24 protein-coding genes are annotated in these 16,753 nt (G+C 61.2%); 23 read left to right on the forward strand and 1 reads right to left on the reverse strand.

The annotated features are described in order from the left end of the window. The first annotated feature begins 13 nt into the window (after positions 1-13). From PMI17_RS13070 to PMI17_RS13110, 10 genes are all read left to right on the forward strand, one after another. The gene (locus tag PMI17_RS13070) at positions 14-1,084 is read left to right on the forward strand and encodes a phage major capsid protein, P2 family (RefSeq protein WP_009127593.1); all 1,071 of its coding nucleotides are present in this window, start codon (positions 14-16) and stop codon (positions 1,082-1,084) included. Between the two features lie 3 nt (positions 1,085-1,087). Next, the gene (locus PMI17_RS13075; RefSeq protein ID WP_009127595.1) at positions 1,088-1,738 is read left to right on the forward strand and encodes a terminase endonuclease subunit; all 651 of its coding nucleotides are present in this window, start codon (positions 1,088-1,090) and stop codon (positions 1,736-1,738) included. 99 nt (positions 1,739-1,837) lie between these two features. Then, entirely contained in the window at positions 1,838-2,302 is a 465-nt protein-coding gene (locus tag PMI17_RS13080) for a head completion/stabilization protein (protein ID WP_009127597.1), read from the forward strand. Further along, positions 2,302-2,505, forward strand: coding sequence for a tail protein X (locus tag PMI17_RS13085; protein ID WP_009127599.1), 204 nt, complete (start codon positions 2,302-2,304; stop codon positions 2,503-2,505). Before PMI17_RS13080 ends, PMI17_RS13085 begins: the two co-directional genes overlap by 1 nt. 3 nt (positions 2,506-2,508) lie before the next feature. Continuing rightward, complete coding sequence (locus PMI17_RS13090; protein WP_009127601.1) at positions 2,509-2,721, forward strand: HP1 family phage holin; 213 nt, start codon at positions 2,509-2,511, stop codon at positions 2,719-2,721. After that, complete coding sequence (locus PMI17_RS13095) at positions 2,702-3,217, forward strand: lysozyme (protein ID WP_009127602.1); 516 nt, start codon at positions 2,702-2,704, stop codon at positions 3,215-3,217. The genes PMI17_RS13090 and PMI17_RS13095 overlap by 20 nt, the downstream gene beginning before the upstream one ends. Continuing rightward, positions 3,214-3,642 carry an Rz-like lysis system protein LysB gene (lysB, locus tag PMI17_RS13100; RefSeq protein WP_009127605.1) on the forward strand — a complete coding sequence of 143 codons (429 nt, stop codon included), beginning with the start codon at positions 3,214-3,216 and terminating at the stop codon, positions 3,640-3,642. The genes PMI17_RS13095 and lysB overlap by 4 nt, the downstream gene beginning before the upstream one ends. Beyond that, positions 3,533-3,775 (forward strand): Rz1-like lysis system protein LysC, encoded by a 243-nt coding sequence (gene lysC / locus PMI17_RS25735; protein ID WP_085982489.1) that lies wholly within the window; start codon positions 3,533-3,535, stop codon positions 3,773-3,775. Before lysB ends, lysC begins: the two co-directional genes overlap by 110 nt. Next, positions 3,738-4,178, forward strand: a complete 441-nt coding sequence (locus PMI17_RS13105) for a phage tail protein (protein WP_009127609.1) — start codon at positions 3,738-3,740, stop codon at positions 4,176-4,178. Before lysC ends, PMI17_RS13105 begins: the two co-directional genes overlap by 38 nt. Then, the gene (locus PMI17_RS13110) at positions 4,171-4,623 is read left to right on the forward strand and encodes a phage virion morphogenesis protein (RefSeq protein WP_036621186.1); all 453 of its coding nucleotides are present in this window, start codon (positions 4,171-4,173) and stop codon (positions 4,621-4,623) included. The genes PMI17_RS13105 and PMI17_RS13110 overlap by 8 nt, the downstream gene beginning before the upstream one ends. Here PMI17_RS13110 and PMI17_RS13115 read toward each other — a convergent pair. Beyond that, positions 4,620-5,330 (reverse strand): DUF6216 family protein, encoded by a 711-nt coding sequence (locus PMI17_RS13115; RefSeq protein WP_009127613.1) that lies wholly within the window; start codon positions 5,328-5,330, stop codon positions 4,620-4,622. The two genes, PMI17_RS13110 and PMI17_RS13115, sit on opposite strands and share 4 nt — an antisense overlap. A gap of 105 nt (positions 5,331-5,435) precedes the next feature. Between PMI17_RS13115 and PMI17_RS13120 the strand changes: the two genes are divergently transcribed. The 13 genes from PMI17_RS13120 to PMI17_RS13175 all read left to right on the forward strand — a co-directional run bounded on the left by PMI17_RS13120 (position 5,436) and on the right by PMI17_RS13175 (position 16,704). Then, on the forward strand, positions 5,436-6,014 hold the full coding sequence (locus PMI17_RS13120) for a phage baseplate assembly protein V (RefSeq protein ID WP_009127615.1): 579 nt from the start codon (positions 5,436-5,438) through the stop codon (positions 6,012-6,014). After that, a complete protein-coding gene (locus tag PMI17_RS13125) occupies positions 6,011-6,367 on the forward strand; it encodes a GPW/gp25 family protein (protein WP_009127617.1) in 357 nt (118 codons plus the stop codon). Before PMI17_RS13120 ends, PMI17_RS13125 begins: the two co-directional genes overlap by 4 nt. Next, positions 6,354-7,268 carry a baseplate J/gp47 family protein gene (locus PMI17_RS13130; RefSeq protein ID WP_009127619.1) on the forward strand — a complete coding sequence of 305 codons (915 nt, stop codon included), beginning with the start codon at positions 6,354-6,356 and terminating at the stop codon, positions 7,266-7,268. Before PMI17_RS13125 ends, PMI17_RS13130 begins: the two co-directional genes overlap by 14 nt. Next, positions 7,265-7,873 (forward strand): phage tail protein I, encoded by a 609-nt coding sequence (locus PMI17_RS13135; protein ID WP_009127621.1) that lies wholly within the window; start codon positions 7,265-7,267, stop codon positions 7,871-7,873. Before PMI17_RS13130 ends, PMI17_RS13135 begins: the two co-directional genes overlap by 4 nt. Beyond that, positions 7,870-9,291 carry a phage tail protein gene (locus tag PMI17_RS13140; protein WP_009127623.1) on the forward strand — a complete coding sequence of 474 codons (1,422 nt, stop codon included), beginning with the start codon at positions 7,870-7,872 and terminating at the stop codon, positions 9,289-9,291. Before PMI17_RS13135 ends, PMI17_RS13140 begins: the two co-directional genes overlap by 4 nt. Beyond that, the gene (locus PMI17_RS13145; protein ID WP_009127625.1) at positions 9,288-9,689 is read left to right on the forward strand and encodes a tail fiber assembly protein; all 402 of its coding nucleotides are present in this window, start codon (positions 9,288-9,290) and stop codon (positions 9,687-9,689) included. The genes PMI17_RS13140 and PMI17_RS13145 overlap by 4 nt, the downstream gene beginning before the upstream one ends. Before the next feature lie 118 nt (positions 9,690-9,807). Next, a complete protein-coding gene (locus PMI17_RS13150; protein ID WP_009127626.1) occupies positions 9,808-10,977 on the forward strand; it encodes a phage tail sheath protein in 1,170 nt (389 codons plus the stop codon). A 12-nt stretch (positions 10,978-10,989) separates the two neighbouring features. After that, positions 10,990-11,505, forward strand: a complete 516-nt coding sequence (locus PMI17_RS13155) for a phage major tail tube protein (RefSeq protein WP_009127629.1) — start codon at positions 10,990-10,992, stop codon at positions 11,503-11,505. 53 nt (positions 11,506-11,558) lie between these two features. Continuing rightward, positions 11,559-11,861 (forward strand): phage tail assembly protein, encoded by a 303-nt coding sequence (locus PMI17_RS13160; RefSeq protein ID WP_009127631.1) that lies wholly within the window; start codon positions 11,559-11,561, stop codon positions 11,859-11,861. Positions 11,862-11,875: 14 nt separating this feature from the next. Further along, on the forward strand, positions 11,876-11,995 hold the full coding sequence (locus tag PMI17_RS24880; protein WP_071531062.1) for a GpE family phage tail protein: 120 nt from the start codon (positions 11,876-11,878) through the stop codon (positions 11,993-11,995). After that, on the forward strand, positions 11,988-15,134 hold the full coding sequence (locus PMI17_RS13165) for a phage tail tape measure protein (RefSeq protein ID WP_009127633.1): 3,147 nt from the start codon (positions 11,988-11,990) through the stop codon (positions 15,132-15,134). Before PMI17_RS24880 ends, PMI17_RS13165 begins: the two co-directional genes overlap by 8 nt. After that, positions 15,134-15,607, forward strand: a complete 474-nt coding sequence (locus PMI17_RS13170; protein ID WP_009127635.1) for a phage tail protein — start codon at positions 15,134-15,136, stop codon at positions 15,605-15,607. The genes PMI17_RS13165 and PMI17_RS13170 overlap by 1 nt, the downstream gene beginning before the upstream one ends. Further along, positions 15,604-16,704, forward strand: coding sequence for a phage late control D family protein (locus tag PMI17_RS13175; protein ID WP_009127637.1), 1,101 nt, complete (start codon positions 15,604-15,606; stop codon positions 16,702-16,704). The genes PMI17_RS13170 and PMI17_RS13175 overlap by 4 nt, the downstream gene beginning before the upstream one ends. Positions 16,705-16,753: the final 49 nt, after the last annotated feature.

The raw sequence follows: 16,753 nt of genomic DNA on the forward strand, positions 1-16,753 counted from the left end.
AGCAGCACACCCCATGAAGAAGAATACCCGTTTTGCATTCAACGCCTACCTGATGCAGTTGGCAAAACTTAACGGCGTGCCGGTTGAAGAGCTGTCAAGTAAGTTCAACGTTGAGCCTTCAGTGGCGCAAACGCTGGAAGACACCATTCAGCAGTCGGCGGCCTTCCTGACGCTGGTCAACGTGATCGGCGTGCCTGAGCAATCCGGCCAACTGCTGGGTCTTGGCGTCGGCAGCACCATTGCAGGCACCACCGACACCACGGCTAAAGACCGTGAACCAACCGATCCGACGGTGATGACGGATGCTGAGTACCGTTGCGAGCAGACAAACTTTGATACGGCGCTGACCTACGCGAAGCTGGACCTGTGGGCGAAGTTCCAGGACTTCCAGACACGCATCCGTGACGCCATCGTGAAGCGTCAGGCGCTGGACCGCATCATGATCGGCTTCAACGGCATTGCCCGCGCAAAAACCTCCAACCGCACCGCCAACCCGCTGCTGCAGGATGTGAATAAGGGCTGGCTGCAGAAGGTGCGTGAAGACGCGCCGGACAATGTGCTGGGCAGCGTAACCAAAGACGGCGAAACCACCGCCGAAGCTGTGAAGGTGGGCGTGGGGGGCGCATATGCCAACCTCGACGCGCTGGTGATGGACGCGGTTAACGAGCTGATTGACCCGATTTTCCAGGACGACGACGAACTGGTGGTGATCTGCGGGCGCGAGCTGCTGGCGGACAAGTATTTCCCGCTGGTTAACAACGAGCAGGACAACACCAACAAGCTGGCCGCCGACCTTATCATCAGTCAGAAACGCATGGGTGGCCTGCAGGCGGTGCGCGCGCCTTACTTCCCGGCCAATGCCGTGCTGATCACCCGCCTGGATAACCTGTCGATTTACTGGCAGGAAGAATCCCGCCGCCGTTCACTGATCGATAACCCTAAACGTGACCGCATTGAAAACTTCGAATCGGTCAACGAGGCGTATGTGGTTGAGGATTACCGCTGCGCCGCGCTGGTTGAAAACATCGAAATTCTGCCGCCACCGCCAGCAAAAGAAAACGCTGACAGCGGCGCGGGAGCGTAATCCATGAGCCTGAGTCCCGCACGGCAGCACCGCCAGCGCGTCCAGGCTGAACAGGCCGCCCGTCAGGGCGGCAGTGTTCGCCACGCCAGCGGCTACGAGCTGATGCTTATGCAGCTCGGCGAGGACCGCCGCCGCCTCAAGGGTATTCAGTCCACCGTGAAGAAGGCCGAAATCAAGGTGGAAGTGCTGCCGAAATACGTGCCGTGGGTGGACGGCGTGCTGGCCGCCGACGGCGCGCAGCAGGATGACGTGCTGATGTACGTGATGCTGTGGCGCGTTGATGCCGGTGATTATGCCGGGGCGCTCACCATTGGCCGCCACGCTATCCGTCACGGCTGGTCGATGCCGCAGGGCTTTAGCCGTAACGTGCAGACGCTGCTGGCCGAGGAAATGGCCGACGCCGCCAAAAGCGCCCTCATGGCAAAAACCGACTTTGACCCCGACCTGCTAATGCAAACGCTCGACGTGATCGGCGATCTGGATATGCCCGACCAGTCGCGCGCGCGCCTGCACAAGTCGCTTGGCTGGGTGCTACGCGAAAGCCAGCCCGTTGCCGCGCTGAACCATCTGCAGCAGGCCATGCAGCTCGACGATCGCTGCGGGGTGAAAAAAGACATTGAGCAGCTGGAGCGGAAAATCCGCAACGCCAGCTGATAACCGGACGTGCCCACGCGCGGGGCGGCACGGGGTGGCGACAGGCAGCGCCGCATCAAAACCCCGTCCACCGCCCACCTATTCAGGAGAAACAAGGCCATGCAGTTTGTAGCGCCGGAAAAGGCGACGGGAACGCCGGAAATTATCCCCAACAACTCATTCTGGCCGGACATCGATCTGGCGACGTTTCGCAGCGTGATGCGCGTTGACGGCACCGTGACGCCGCAACGTCTTAAGCAGGTGGTGCTCACCGCGATGGCGGAGGTCAACGCGGAGCTGTACCCGTGGCGCGAACGTCAGGAGCTGCGCGGCTATAACAGCCTGGCGAATGTGCCAGCGGAAGAGCTGGCCGGGCGCAGCGTGCGCCTGCACCACTATGAAAATGCGGTGTGGTGCTGGGCGCGCGCGGTGCTGAACGAGCGCTATCAGGACTTTGACGCCACCGCCGCCGCAGCGAAGCGCGGGGAAGAACTGGAAGACGCCACCGGCGACCTGTGGCGCGACGCGCGCTGGGCCGTCAGCCGCGTGCAGAACGCGCCGCACTGCACCGTCGAGCTTATCTGATGAAGGTGCGCGCGCAGCAGGGCGACACGGTAGACGAAATCTGCTGGCGTCATTACGGGCGCACGCAGGGCATGACGGAGCAGGTATTGCAGGCGAATCCGGGGCTGGCGGAGCACGGCCCCTTTTTACCGCACGGGCTGGAGGTGGAGCTGCCGGACGTGACGGCGGCGGCCACCGTGCAGGCCGTCCAGCTTTGGGACTGAATCATGTGGGAAAGAATCCGCGCCGGGATCGTCTGGTTTATTGCTGTCGGTATGGCATGGCTGGGCGACATGTCGCTGAAAGACGTTTCAACCGTGGCCGGAGTTTTAATCGGCCTGCTGATGGCGATCATCAGCTGGTACTACAAGCGCAAAACCTATCAGCTGCTGGCCGCCGGGCGCATCACGCGGGAGGAATATGAATCTGCAAACCGTTAAGCGCTGTACCGTTGGCGCGGTGCTGGCCATTGCGGCGACGCTGCCGGGTTTCCCGCAGCTGCACACCTCCGTCGAGGGGCTGAAGCTAATCGCCGATTATGAGGGCTGCCGCCTGAAGCCATACCTGTGCGACGCGGGCAAGTGGACAGACGGCATAGGTAACACCGTCGGCGTAGTACCGGGCCGGACCATCACCGAGCGGCAGGCGGCGGGCAACTTCATCACCAACGTGTTGCGCGTTGAGGCGGCACTGGCGCGCTGTGCTGCGGTTTCGATGCCGCAGCCGGTCTACGACGCGCTGGTGTCGCTGGCGTTTAACGTCGGCACCGGCAACGCCTGCGGCTCAACCATGGTGGCGCTCATCAAACAGGAACGCTGGCGCGATGCGTGCTATCAGCTGCCGCGCTGGGTGTACGTAAAGGGCGTATTCAATCAGGGGCTGGATAACCGGCGTCAGCGCGAGCTGGCGTGGTGCTTTAAAGGAGTGAAAGCATGATGCGCACGCTGGCGGCGGTGGTGCTGGTTCTGATTGCCGCGCTTGGCGTGCAGTCGTGGAGGCTCAGCACCGCCCACAACAAAATCGACGCGCAGGTGAAGGATTTAGCCGCGCAGGGCAAAAAGCTGTCGCAGAAAAACGGCCAGCTGCTTGCCCTCAACATTCTGACGCAGACCAGCAGCCGGGCGCAGATGCAGCTATATGCCGCCGCCGAGCAGAACGGCACGCTGCTGCGTGACCGGCAGCGCACCATTGAGGAACTTAAACGTGAAAATGACGAGCTTCGCCGCTGGGCTGATGCCGATTTGCCTGATCCTGTTATCCGGCTGCGCCAGCGTCCGGCCCTCACCGGAGGTCAGTCTTACCGTGAGTGGCTGTCCGCGAATCACCCCGTGCCGCCTGGACGAAGCAGCACCGCGCCGTAACGGCGACCTGCTGGCGCAGCTGGACGACACCGAGGCCGCATGGGCGGCCTGCGCCGATAAGGTAGACACCATCATCAGCTGTCAGGATAGAGACGATGAACAAGCCGCAGTCCTTGCGAAACGCCCTGAATAAAGCCGTACCCTACGTGGCTGACAATCCGGATCGCCTGCACCTGTTCGTGGACAATGGCGCGGTGGTTGCTACATCCGCCACGTCGATTTCGTGGGAGTACCGCTACACCCTGAACGTTGTGGTGACGGACTTCACCGGCGACCAGAATCTGCTGATGGCGCCCGTTTTATTCTGGCTCGGCGTCAACCAGCCGGACGCCCTGCAGAACGCCAGCGAGCGCGAGCGGCTTTTCACCTTTGAAGCGGACATTCTCGGCAATGACCGCTGCGACATCAGCATGAACCTGAAGCTGACGGAGCGTGTGATCGTGAAGGAAGTCGACGGCGTGATGTCGGTTGAGGCCGTGCCGGAGCCGGAAGCGCCGGACGATGCAGAGGAAGGCTGGACGGTGCGCCGTGGCTGAGTTGCATGATGTTGAGGAGTGGCTGGGTGCGCTGCTGTCGCAGCTCGAACCCGCAGCTAGAACAAAGATGCTGCGCGAAGTTGCGCGCGATGTGCGGCGCATCCAGCAGAACAACATCACGCTGCAGCGCAGTCCAGACGGTACCGCATGGGAGCCGCGACGCGTCACCGCCCGGACCAAGCCGGGCCGGATTCGCCGCAAGATGTTTGTGAAATTGAAAACCACCAAATACCTGAAAGCGCAGGCAACATCAGACACGGCAGAAATTGTCTTTGTGCCCGCAGTGCGGCGACTGGCAAGGGTTCATCACTATGGATTGAGGGACCGCGTGAGCCCTCGCGGTGTTGAGGTTAAATATGCCAAACGTCCTTTACTTGGTCTTTCCGCCGACAGTGCGCAATCTGTTTACAACATCCTTTTCGAATATTTATCGAAAACTAGCTAAGTCAGATAATGGAAAGAATCCTTATGCTCTTTTAATATTATTTTCCTGATTTTCAATGTGTAAATTCCCGTCATGAGAAGGCTGATAAAAAACCAGAGCGATAAGCATGACAGTGCAAGTAATAGAACCGTGAATTTTCCATGATTACGACCAAACTGTTCTATTGAATCTTTAATCTGTTTCTGATCAATATGGTCAGTAAGAACATCACAGATATAATTATGCAATAGTCCAGATATTTTTCCGTAATCAACTAACTCTTTTGATTTCCCGCTTTCACAGTCTGTTACCGTAATGCGCCATGAGGGGCTAAAAGCAACCTCTGATGCACTTTTGTCACTGATTATGAAATCCTCTTTTGTGGCATTGAAAGTTAACCAGGTAAAGCCGTCAGGCACTTTAGAAAGTTTTACATTGAAATACGATGTGAAACATGTAACGAAAACAAAAAAAGACAGAGCTATTCCCAATACAATTAAACCTCCATGACTGACCTCGGGCACTTTTTTAATACTTACCCGAATAGAGAAGAAACGTACTAGCCATCTGGGTAATCCTGCTTTTTTAAACAGTCTGTCAGTTCCCTCAATCGGTTTGTTTAGGTGATTTATGATTGATTTTAGGATGACAATAGCAACACTTAAAACCGAGGTGATTATTGTTATTCCTTCCTTACTAAATAATCCGCTATCAGCCTGAACGTTCAAAGTAATTCTCCTTCTGATATGTCTGTATGTTCCTGCAATTTTTGTATCATTCATCAGACAATATGAAAAGTTAGCTCAGAAATTATTTGCTGACATCATATCGTTATGGATACACAATTCACCGAAATCATGCGCCTCATCACCAACCTGATCCGCACCGGCACCGTGTCCGATGTGGACACGGTCAACTGGCTGTGCCGGGTGAAAACGGGCGACCTTGAAACCAACTGGATTAACTGGCTCACCTGCCGCGCCGGTAATACCCGCACGTGGTGGCAGCCCTCGATCGGCGAGCAGGTTCTACTGCTGAGCCTCGGCGGCAATCTTGAAACCGCGTTTGCGCTGCCGGCCATTTATTCCGACGCCTTCCCACCCCCCGATTATTCAGAGAACGGCAGCACCACCGTGTTCAACGACGGCGGCTGGTTCCAGTACGAGCCGGACACCGGCCAGCTGCTGATTAAGAACATCAAAAGCGTGCGCATTGAGGCCGCCGACGGGATTCAGCTGATCACCGACCAACTGGGCGTTGATGCCAGCCAGACGCTGATTAACAGCCAGACCGTGATGAACGGCGACGTAACGCAGGGCGGCGGCGATATGAGTTCTAACGGCGTGGTAGTCGATAAGCATAAACACGGCGGCGTGAAGTCTGGCGGCGACACATCTGGAGGCCCGCAATGATGTATCTCGGCATGAACCGCGACACCGGCGCAGCCATCAACGACACCGAGCACATCCGCCAGAGCGTGCGCGACATCCTGATCACACCGGAAGGTAGCCGCATCGGGCGACGGGAATACGGCTCGCTGCTGTCGGTGCTGATTGACCAGCCGCAGAACGACGTGGTGCGCCTGCAGGTGATGGCGGCGGCCTATACCGCGCTGAGCCGCTGGGAGCCACGCATCCGCCTCAGCTCTTTGAATATTACCACCGCCTTTGATGGCTCCATGGTGGTTGAGCTGACCGGCCAGCGCGCCGACGGCTCACCGCTCGCAATGTCCGTTCCAACGGGGGTGAACAGTGGCAGTAATTGACCTTTCGCAGCTGCCCGCACCGGAAGTAATTGAGGTGCCGGATTTTGAAACACTGCTGGCCGAGCGCAAGGAAGCGCTGATTGCGCTTTATCCGGCGGATGAGCAGGCCGCCATCCGCCGCGTGCTGGCGCTGGAGTCCGATCCTGTCGTTAAGTGCCTGCAGGAAAGCGTTTATCGCGAAATCCTGCTGCGCCAGCGCATCAACGAGGCGGCGCAGGCCGTTATGGTGGCTTACGCGCTCGGCAGCGACCTCGACCAGCTGGCCGCGCGCAGCAACGTGCAGCGCCTGACCGTCACCCCGGCCAACCCGGACGCCGTGCCACCGGTGGGTGCGGTGATGGAATCCGACGACGCGCTGCGCGTGCGCGTGCCGGATGCGTTTGAGGGCTTATCGGTTGCCGGTCCGACGGCGGCCTACGAGTTTCACGCCCGCAGCGCGGACGGGCGGGTGCAGGACGTGTCCGCCATCAGCCCGTCACCGGCGACGGTGCTTGTCACCGTGCTGAGCCGCGAGGGCAACGGCGCGGCCCCCGATGACTTACTGAGTACAGTGGACAAAGCGCTGAATGACGACACCGTGCGCCCGGTGGCGGACCGCGTGACCGTGCAGCCTGCCACCATCAACGACTACCGCGTGCAGGCGAAGCTGCACCTGTTTGACGGCGTGGCCGCCGCGCCCTGTCTGGAAGCGGCAAACGAACGGCTGGCTGCCTACCTCATCGAGCAGAAAAAGCTGGGGCGCAGCGTGCGCCGTGAGTCCTACGGGGCGGTGATGCGCGTGGCCGGTGTGGACTGGGTGGACATCACCGAACCGGCTGAGGACATCATCATGGACCGTACCCAGGCGGGCAACTGCACCGGCACGGACATCAGCGTGGCGGATGACGGGGTGATGGCATGAGTAACAGCCTCTTACCGCCCGGATCATCCGCGCTTGAGCGCCGTCTGGCGCAGGCGTGCGGCGGAATCTCCGGCCTGAACGTGCCGCTGCGCGACCTGTGGAACCCGGACAGCTGCCCGGAAAGTTTCCTTCCCTATCTCGCCTGGGCGTTTTCGGTGGACCGCTGGGACGAAAGCTGGTCGGAAAGCGTGAAGCGTAAGGTGGTGAAGGACGCGTTTTACATCCATCAGCACAAGGGCACCATCAGCGCGATCCGGCGCGTGGTGGAGCCGTTCGGGTTTCTGATCCGCGTGATTGAGTGGTGGAAGAACGGGGAGGCACCCGGCACGTTTCGCCTGGACATCGGCGTGCAGGACGAGGGGATTACGGAGGAAACCTATCAGGAGCTGGAGCGGCTAATCAGCGATGCCAAGCCCTGCAGCCGCCATCTGGTCGGGATGTCCATCAACCTGCAGACCAGCGGCCCGTATTTTGTCGGCGCAGGCACCTACATCGGCGAAGAAATCACGGTTTATCCCTACATCAACGAAACCATTATTTCCGGCGGCACCGCGTACGACGGCGGGGCGCTGCACATTATTGACACAGTGAGAGTGAACCCATGAGCGCAAAATTCTACACCCTGCTGACGGACATCGGCGCGGCAAAGCTTGCCAGCGCTGCCGCCCTCGGCGTGCCGCTGAAAATCACGCAGATGGCCGTGGGCGACGGCGGCGGCGTGCTGCCCACGCCGAGCGCGCAGCAGACGAAGCTGATTGCGGAGAAGCGCCGCGCTGACCTGAACATGCTGTATATCGACCCGCAGAACAGCAGTCAGATTATCGCCGAGCAGGTTATCCCGGAAACCGAGGGCGGGTGGTGGATCCGTGAGGTCGGCCTGTTCGACGACACGGGCGCGCTGATTGCCGTGGGCAACTGCCCGGAGAGCTACAAGCCGCAGCTGGCCGAGGGCAGCGGGCGCACACAAACCGTGCGCATGGTGCTGATTACCAGCAGCACCGACACCATCACGCTAAAAATCGACCCGGCGGTGGTGCTGGCGACGCGTAAATACGTTGATGACAAGGTGCTGGAGCTGAAGGTGTACGTGGACGACCTGATGGCGAAGCACCTCGCCGCAACCGACCCGCATACGCAGTACGCACCAAAGGAAAGCCCGACGCTCACCGGCACGCCGAAAACGCCAACGGCGGCAGCGGGCAATAACTCGCAGCAGATTGCCAGCACCGCTTTTGTGGTGGCGGCGCTTCAGGTGCTGACCTCCGGCGCGCCGGGTACGCTGGACACATTCAAAGAGCTGGCGGCGGCCATCAATAACGATCCGAACTTTGCCACCACCACCGCTAGTGCGCTGGCGCTGAAGGCACCGCTTGCAAGCCCCGCGCTGACCGGCACGCCAACGGCACCGACGGCGGCGCAGACGGTGAACAACACGCAGCTGGCGACCACGGCGTTTGTGAAAGCGGCGATTGCTTCACTGGTGGCATCGTCACCGGCGGCGCTTGATACCCTGAAGGAGTTGGCCGACGCGCTCGGCAACGATCCGAACTTTGCCACTACCATGACCAATGCACTGGCCGGGAAGATGGACATTGCGAAGAACGGCAGCGATATCGCCGACGTGGCGGCTTTTTTGCGGAATCTGGGGCTGGGCGATGCGGCGAAACGGGCAGTAGGAACGGGCGCAAATCAGGTGCCCGATATGAATTCGTTTGCATCAGGGCGGGCCGGGGAAATTTCCTGGTTCAAGTTTCCCGGCGGACTCATCATCCAGCATGGCAACGTCACTGTTCAGGGCGGCGGCAGTACTTTTACCCTGCCGGTTGCTATGGGTGACAGTGGTTACACCGTTATAGCCATGGACACCGATCCCACTCCGGGAAGCGGTCAGATTATTGCAGGGCAGGCTCTGACGGCAACGTCATTTCATTTGCACGCGCTGCGACAGGGGACGGGAACCGTGTTTATAGATGGTGCTTCAGGTGCGACCTATTTTATGGCCATTTCGAGGGGGCAGTTATGAAGATTTACAGCTCGGCAGGTGAGCGTGGTTTTTTCATCGAAGGTGTTAATGACATCATCCCTGATGACTCACTGGTAATCGACAAAAATACTTATGATGATTTACTTGAGAAGAACCAGAAAATGGGGCTTCAGATTGACTTTGCGGTGTTTCCTCCCGCCTGCCGTGAAGTGGTTTTAACCAGAGAGGAAATAATTAAAAAAACGGAATTGTACAAATCCACATTGATCGATTCTGCCGGGAAAACTATCAGCCTCTGGCAGACAAAATTACTCCTTGGACGTATCAGTGATGAAGAGAAAGTGAGCCTGAACGCCTGGCTTGATTATATCGACTCGCTGCAGGCACTTGACGTAAGTTATGCCCCGGACATCAACTGGCCTCAGGTGCCAGAGTAAGAAACAGGCCCGATTCGGGCCTGTTTCTTTTGTGTCATCCGCCGTACAACGCCCACAGGATGCGCCCGCGCGCGCTACCTTTCACCATAGCGGAACCCCTTCACAGGAGAACCGCCATATGGCACAGGATTATCACCACGGCGTGCGCGTTGAGGAAATCAACGAGGGCACCCGAACCATTACCACCATCAGCACGGCGATTGTCGGGCTGGTCTGCACCGGCGACGACGCCGACGCGGCCACGTTCCCGCTTAACCGTCCGGTACTGCTGACCGACGTCCTAACCGCCAGCGGCAAGGCGGGCGAGTCCGGCACGCTGGCCCGCTCGCTGGATGCCATCGCCGACCAGACCAAACCCGTCACCGTCGTGGTGCGCGTGCCGCAGGGCGAAACGGAAGCCGAAACCACCGCCAACATCATCGGCGGCGTGACCGACGGCCAGCGCACCGGCATGAAGGCATTGCTGGCCGCGCAGGCGGTGTGCGGCGTCAAGCCACGCATCCTCGGCGTGCCGGGGCACGACACGCAGGCCGTTGCAACCGAGCTGCTGAGCGTGGCGCAGAGCCTGCGCGGCTTTGCCTACCTGTCGGCGTACGGCTGTAAGAGCGTGGAGGAGGCGATTGCCTACCGCGCGAACTTCAGCCAGCGCGAGGGCATGCTCATCTGGCCTGACTTCATCAACTTTGACGCCGTGCTGAAAGCGGACGCGACGGCCTTCGCCACCGCCCGCGCGCTCGGCCTGCGCGCCAAAATCGACGAGCAGACCGGCTGGCACAAATCCCTGTCGAACGTCGGCGTGAACGGCGTTACCGGCATCTCAAAAGACGTGTTCTGGGACCTGCAGGATCCGGCTACCGACTCCGGCCTGCTGAACCAGAACGACATCACCACGCTTATTCGTAAAGACGGCTTCCGCTTCTGGGGTTCGCGCTGCCTGAGCGATGACCCGCTGTTTGCGTTTGAGTGCTACACCCGCACCGCTCAGGTGCTGGCCGACACCATGGCCGAGGCGCACATGTGGGCGGTGGACGGCCCGCTGAACCCGTCGCTGGCCCGCGACATTATCGAGGGCATCCGCGCCAAGCTGCGCAGCCTCGTGAGCCAGGGCTATCTCATCGGCGCGGACTGCTGGCTGGACGAGAGCGTGAACGACAAGGACACGCTCAAGGCGGGCAAGCTGCTGATTGACTATGACTACACGCCGGTGCCCCCGCTGGAAAACCTGCTACTGCGCCAGCGCATCACCGATCAGTACCTGGTCGATTTCGCCAGCCGCGTCAGCGCATAAGGAGACTGAATCATGGCATTACCCCGCAAGCTCAAGCACCTGAACCTGTTCAACGCAGGCAACAACTGGCAGGGGCTGATTGAGTCCGTGACGCTGCCAAAAATCACCCGCAAGTTCGAAAAGTATCGCGGCGGCGGCATGGCCGGTGCGGTGGACATCGACATGGGCCTGGACGACGGCGCGCTGGACACGGAATTTACCTGCGGCGGCGTTGAGGCGCTGCTGTTCAGGCAGATGGGCACCCTGACCGTGGACGGCGTGCAGCTGCGCTTTACCGGCTCCATTCAGCGCGACGACACCGGCGAGGTGCAGGCGGTGGAGCTGGTGACGCGTGGCCGCCACAAGGAGCTGGACTCCGGCGAGTGGAAGACCGGCGAATCCAGCACCACCAAAGTGTCGGGCACCAACAGCTACGCGAAGCTGACCATTAACGGCGAAGTGCTCTACGAGATTGACCTGGTGAATATGGTTCACATCGTGGACGGCACGGACCTGATGGAAGCGCACCGCAACGCGCTCGGCCTGTAATTAATCCGGCAGGGCAAACCCTGCCGCCTTTACCCTTTTAGCGAGACATCATCATGACCGACAAAACTACCGAAAAAACCGTTGAGCTGGACACCCCGATCCTGCGCGGGAAAACCGAGATTAAGAGCGTCATCGTGCGCAAGCCGCAGTCCGGCGCGCTGCGCGGCACGCGCCTGCAGGCGCTGATGGACATGGACGTCAACGCGATGATCACCGTGCTGCCACGCGTCACCACCCCGGCGCTGACCGTGCAGGAAATCACCGAGATGGACCCCGCCGATCTGGTGAGCCTGTCGGTTGAGGTGGTCACTTTTTTACTGAAGAAGTCGGTGCTGTCGGATTTAGCGACGGCCTGACGGTTGACGATCTGGTGGCGGACATCGCCACCGTCTTTCACTGGCCTCCGTCCGTTACCGAGTTCATGACGCTGACCGAGGTACTGGAATGGCGGCATAAGGCGATAATGCGACACGGGACCAGCGATGAGTGATAAAGACTTGCGCCTGCAGGTTGTTCTTAACGCGGTAGACAAACTGACCCGCCCCTTCCGTTCTGCAAAGGCCAGCACCCGCGAGCTGGCCGATTCACTGCGCACCGCGCGCGCCAGCCTGAAAGATTTAGACGCGCAGGCCGCGCGCATCGACGGCTTCCGCAAAGCCCGCTCGCAGCTTGCCATCACCGCAAACAATCTTAAGGGCGCGCGCGAAGAGGCGGCAAAGCTGGCGACGCAGTTCAGCGCAACTAACCGGCCCACCGCCGCGCAGGCGAGGGTGCTGGAGCAGGCGAAGAACCGCGTGCGCGAGCTGCAGCAGAGCTATAACGGCCTGCTGGGTTCGGTGCAGCGCCAGCGCGCGGCGCTCACCGAGTCCGGCATTGATACCAAAAAGCTGAGTCAGGCACAGCGCGACCTGAAGGGCCGCGCGGACGAGGCGCGCGCGGCGATTGACCGCCAGCAAAAGTCGCTCAAGCGGCTCGGCGAGCAGCAGGCGAAGCTCAACGCGGTGCGGGAGCGCCACGCCCGATCGCTGGAGGTGCGCGATAAAATTGCCGGTGCCGGTGCGGCGACCACCGTCGCCGGGCTGGCGATGGGCGCGCCGGTGATGGCCGCCGTGAAGGCGTCGGCGGACATGGAAGACGCCATGAAGGGCGTGGCGAAGCAGGTTAACGGCCTGCGCGACAACGACGGCAACCGAACGGCTCAGTTCTACGACATGCAGGCCGCCATCAAGGCCGCCAGCGAGCAGCTGCCGATGGACAACGGCGCGATTGACTACGCCGCGCTGGTCGAGGGCGGGGCGCGCATGGGCGTGACCAACCAGAACGATTCCTACGAGGACCAGAAGCGCGACCTGCTGGCGTTTGCCACCACGGCGGCGAAGGCGTCCACCGCGTTTGAGTTGCCCGCCGGTGAGCTGGCCGAGGGGCTGGGCAAGATTGCGCAGCTCTACAAAATCCCCACGCGCAACATCGAGCAGCTGGGCGACGCGCTGAACTACCTGGACGACAACGCGATGTCCAAGGGATCGGACATTATCGACGTGCTGCAGCGCATGGGCGGCGTGGCGGACAGGCTGGACTACCGCAAGGCCGCCGCGCTCGGCTCCACGTTCCTGAGCCTTGGCGCGACGGCGGAAACCGCCGCCAGCGCGGCGAACGCCATGGTGCGCGAACTCTCCGTTGCCACCATGCAGGGCAAGTCCTTTATGGGCGGCATGGCGCTGCTGAAGCTCGATCCGAAACAGATTGAGAAGCAGATGACTACCGACGCGATGGGCACCATTCAGCGCGTGCTGGAAAAGGTGAACAACCTGCCCGCCGACAAGCGTCTTACCGCAATGACCATGGTATTTGGCAAGGAGTTCGGCAAGGACGCGGCGAAGCTCGCCAACAACATGCCGGAGCTGCGACGCCAGCTGCTGCTGACGCAGGGCAACGCGGCCAGCGGCTCCATGCAGAAAGAGTCCGACATCAACAAGGACTCGCTGTCCGCGCAGTGGCTGCTGGTGAAAACCGGCGCGGCCAACACGCTGAGCAGCCTCGGCGACACGCTGCGCACGCCGCTGATGGAAATCATGGACGCGGTGAAGCGCGTCACCGGCACCATGCGCCGCTGGGTGGAGTCGAACCCGGAGCTGGTCGGCAGGCTGATGAAAATCGCCGCCGTGGTGGCAACGGTTACGCTGGCGCTCGGCACGCTTGCCGTGGGCATGGCCGCCGTGCTGGGACCGATGCTGATGCTGCGCTTCGGATTAAACATGCTCGGCCTGAAGGGGCTGGCGACGCTCTCGCCGCTGCTGGGCGGGCTGGGCAAGGCATTCGCAAAACTGGCACCCGGTCTGGCGTCGTCCGGCGACGGCATCAAAAAGCTGTTCTCACTGTTCAGCGGCGGCGAGGCCGGGGAATCGGTGAACTGGCTGGAGAAAATCCGCGACGCGCTGGCGTCCCTGCGCGGCGGTGACGATGACGACGAGGGCGGCGGCATTCTCAACGCCTTCCGCGAGGGGGCGCTGGAGAAAATTAAGGAGAAGGCGCAGGACGCCGGGCAGACGCTGGTTGCCTCCTTCCGTAATCCGATGGCCGGTGTGCGGGCGCTGGGCGCGCAGGTACGCGGGCTGGCCGGTGCCGCCCTTGCGCCGCTGGCCGCCTCGGTGCGCGGTGCCGGTGGCGCGCTGATGTGGCTGGTGAAGTCGCCGCTGGCGCTGCTGCGCACGGTGCTGACCGGCGTAATCTGGGCGCTCGGCGCGCTGCTGAGTCCCGTCGGGCTTGCCGTGGCGGCGCTTGCCGGGGTGGCGCTGGTTATCTGGAAATACTGGGCGCCGATTAAGGCATTTTTAGGCGGTGTGGTGGACGGCTTCAGGGCCGCCGCCGGTCCCATCAGCGAGGCGTTTTCACCGCTGCAGCCGGTTTTTCAGTGGATAGGCGATAAGGTACAGGCGCTTTTCGGCTGGTTTAAAGACCTGCTGACGCCGGTACATTCCACCGCCGACGAGCTGAAGAACGCCGCCGAAATGGGCAGGCAGTTCGGGCAGTGGCTTGCCGACGGGCTGAACATGGTGATGCACCCGCTTGACTCACTTAAGGCCGGTCTCAACGATCTCCTGGACAAGTTCGGCCTCGTCAGCAAGGCGTCGGCTGGCACGAAGCTGCCGCAGGCACCGCAGGCGGCCAGCGTCAGCGCGGGCGGGGTGAAACTGCCAGCGGGCGGCTTCCCGGCGTTTGCGGGCATGTACGACACCGGCGGCAACATTCCGGCGGGCCAGTTTGGCGTCGTGGGTGAAAACGGGCCGGAAATCGTGGGCGGGCCGGTGAGCGTGACGAGCCGGAAACGCACCGCGCAGCTGGCAGCCATGGCGGCGATGACGCTCGGCATATCTGCCGGAACGGCGGAGGCGAAGCCGCTGCACCCGCTGAGCCTGCCCGCGCAGGCGTACCGGCAGGACGCGCCGCGCCAGCAGTCCGGCACAAGCGCCGCGCCCGTAAGCATTCACGCGCCTATCACTATCGTGCAGCAGCCGGGCCAGAACGCGCAGGACGTGGTGGACGAAGTGATGCGCAGGCTGGAAGCAAAAGAGCGGCAGGCGCAGTCCCGCGCCCGCAGCAGCTACCGTGACCGTGGAGGGTTTGAATAATGATGATGACGCTGGGCCTGTTTGTTTTCATGCTCAAGACGGTGCCGTATCAGGAGCTGCAGCTCCAGCGCAGCTGGCGCTTCCCGTCGAATAGCCGCGTGGGCGTGCGCCCGGCGCTGCAGTTCCTTGGCCCGGACAACGACACCATTACGCTGTCGGGCGTGCTGCTGCCGGAAATCACCGGCGGCAGGCTGTCGCTGTTCGCGCTGGAGCAGATTGCCGAGCTGGGGCGCGCGTGGCCGCTGATTGAGGGCAGCGGCACGATTTACGGCATGTTCGTGATCGAGAGCCTGAGCCAGACCAAGGCAGAGTTCTTCAGCAACGGCGTGTGCCGGCGGATTGAGTTCACGCTCACGCTGAAGCGCACCGATGAATCGCTGGGTGAAATGTTCGGCAGCCTCAGCGATCAGCTGTCGGCCATGCAGGGCGCGGCCGGTAAAGTGGGCGCGGCAGTGGGCGGGCTGTTCTCATGATGGCGGGCAGCTGGATTAACGGGCAGGCGAACGCGCCCGCCTTCAGGCTGACGCTTGCCGGGGCGGATGTTACACAGAAAATTGAGCAGCGGCTCATCAGCCTGACGCTGACCGATAACCGCGGCTTTGAGGCGGACCAGCTGGACATTGAGCTGGACGACGCGGACGGGCAGCTGCTGATGCCGCGCCGGGGCGTTGAGCTGTCGCTGGCGCTGGGCTGGAAAGGGGAGGCGCTTTTTCCGAAAGGCACCTACACCGTGGACGAAATCGAGCACAGCGGCACGCCGGACCGGCTGACCCTGCGCGCGCGCAGCGCGGACTTCCGCCAGACGCTGAACACCAAGCGCGAGAAGTCGTGGCACCAGACCAGCGTCGGCGAGGTGGTGAAAGAGATTGCCGGGCGCCACAAGCTCAAAACGGCGATAGGCGACGACGTGGCGAAAATGTCGCTCGATCACATCGACCAGACCAACGAGTCAGACGCCAGCTTTTTAATGCGCCTGGCGAAACAGTGCGGGGCGGTGGCGTGCATCAAGGACGGCAACCTGCTGTTTATCCGGCAGGGGCAGGGCAAAACGGCCAGCGGCAAAGTGCTGCCCGCCATCACCCTCGTGCGTAAAGACGGCGATGGCCATCGCTTTACCCTGGCTGACCGGGACGCCTACACCGGCGTGATCGCGAGCTGGCTGCACACCCGCGAGCCGGATAAAAAACCGGAAGCCACGGTGAAGCGTAAGCGCCGCAAGCCAGCTGCGCAGAAGAAGGAGCCGGAGGCGAAGCAGGGCGACTATCTGATCGGCACGGATGAAAACGTCCTGGTGCTGAGCCGCACCTATGCGAACCGGGCCAACGCCGAGCGCGCCGCAAAAATGCAGTGGGAACGGCTGCAGCGCGGTGTGGCAACGTTCTCTATTCAGCTGGCACGTGGCCGGGCCGATCTCTACACCGAAATGCCGGTGAAGGTCAGCGGGTTCAAACAGCAGATTGATGCGGGTGAGTGGATTATCACGACCCTTACGCACGGGCTGAGCGCGGAGAATGGTTACACGACCAGCATTGAGCTTGAAGTGAAAATAGATTCACTTGAAATGGAATAGTGCTATCTCAAAAGGGTTAAATTGAGTAATATTTATCTCAATTGGGGTT

It is taken from the genome of Pantoea sp. GM01 (assembly GCF_000282675.1).
Lineage (GTDB): Bacteria > Pseudomonadota > Gammaproteobacteria > Enterobacterales > Enterobacteriaceae > Pantoea > Pantoea nemavictus.

Bases quoted from the DNA above. Each gene is read 5' to 3' on its own strand.
- PMI17_RS13080 (WP_009127597.1), top strand. From the start codon at position 1,838: ATGCAGTTTGTAGCGCCGGAAAAGGCGACGGGAACGCCGGAAATTATC.
- PMI17_RS13140 (WP_009127623.1), top strand. From the start codon at position 7,870: ATGAGCGCAAAATTCTACACCCTGCTGACGGACATCGGCGCGGCAAAG.
- PMI17_RS13125 (WP_009127617.1), top strand. From the start codon at position 6,011: ATGATGTATCTCGGCATGAACCGCGACACCGGCGCAGCCATCAACGAC.
- PMI17_RS13075 (WP_009127595.1), top strand. From the start codon at position 1,088: ATGAGCCTGAGTCCCGCACGGCAGCACCGCCAGCGCGTCCAGGCTGAA.
- PMI17_RS13135 (WP_009127621.1), top strand. From the start codon at position 7,265: ATGAGTAACAGCCTCTTACCGCCCGGATCATCCGCGCTTGAGCGCCGT.
- lysB (WP_009127605.1), top strand. From the start codon at position 3,214: ATGATGCGCACGCTGGCGGCGGTGGTGCTGGTTCTGATTGCCGCGCTT.
- PMI17_RS13095 (WP_009127602.1), top strand. From the start codon at position 2,702: ATGAATCTGCAAACCGTTAAGCGCTGTACCGTTGGCGCGGTGCTGGCC.
- PMI17_RS13165 (WP_009127633.1), top strand. From the start codon at position 11,988: ATGAGTGATAAAGACTTGCGCCTGCAGGTTGTTCTTAACGCGGTAGAC.
- PMI17_RS13105 (WP_009127609.1), top strand. From the start codon at position 3,738: ATGAACAAGCCGCAGTCCTTGCGAAACGCCCTGAATAAAGCCGTACCC.
- PMI17_RS13145 (WP_009127625.1), top strand. From the start codon at position 9,288: ATGAAGATTTACAGCTCGGCAGGTGAGCGTGGTTTTTTCATCGAAGGT.
- PMI17_RS13090 (WP_009127601.1), top strand. From the start codon at position 2,509: ATGTGGGAAAGAATCCGCGCCGGGATCGTCTGGTTTATTGCTGTCGGT.
- PMI17_RS13150 (WP_009127626.1), top strand. From the start codon at position 9,808: ATGGCACAGGATTATCACCACGGCGTGCGCGTTGAGGAAATCAACGAG.
- PMI17_RS13170 (WP_009127635.1), top strand. From the start codon at position 15,134: ATGATGATGACGCTGGGCCTGTTTGTTTTCATGCTCAAGACGGTGCCG.
- PMI17_RS13120 (WP_009127615.1), top strand. From the start codon at position 5,436: ATGGATACACAATTCACCGAAATCATGCGCCTCATCACCAACCTGATC.
- PMI17_RS13070 (WP_009127593.1), top strand. From the start codon at position 14: ATGAAGAAGAATACCCGTTTTGCATTCAACGCCTACCTGATGCAGTTG.
- PMI17_RS13175 (WP_009127637.1), top strand. From the start codon at position 15,604: ATGATGGCGGGCAGCTGGATTAACGGGCAGGCGAACGCGCCCGCCTTC.
- PMI17_RS13160 (WP_009127631.1), top strand. From the start codon at position 11,559: ATGACCGACAAAACTACCGAAAAAACCGTTGAGCTGGACACCCCGATC.
- PMI17_RS13155 (WP_009127629.1), top strand. From the start codon at position 10,990: ATGGCATTACCCCGCAAGCTCAAGCACCTGAACCTGTTCAACGCAGGC.
- PMI17_RS13085 (WP_009127599.1), top strand. From the start codon at position 2,302: ATGAAGGTGCGCGCGCAGCAGGGCGACACGGTAGACGAAATCTGCTGG.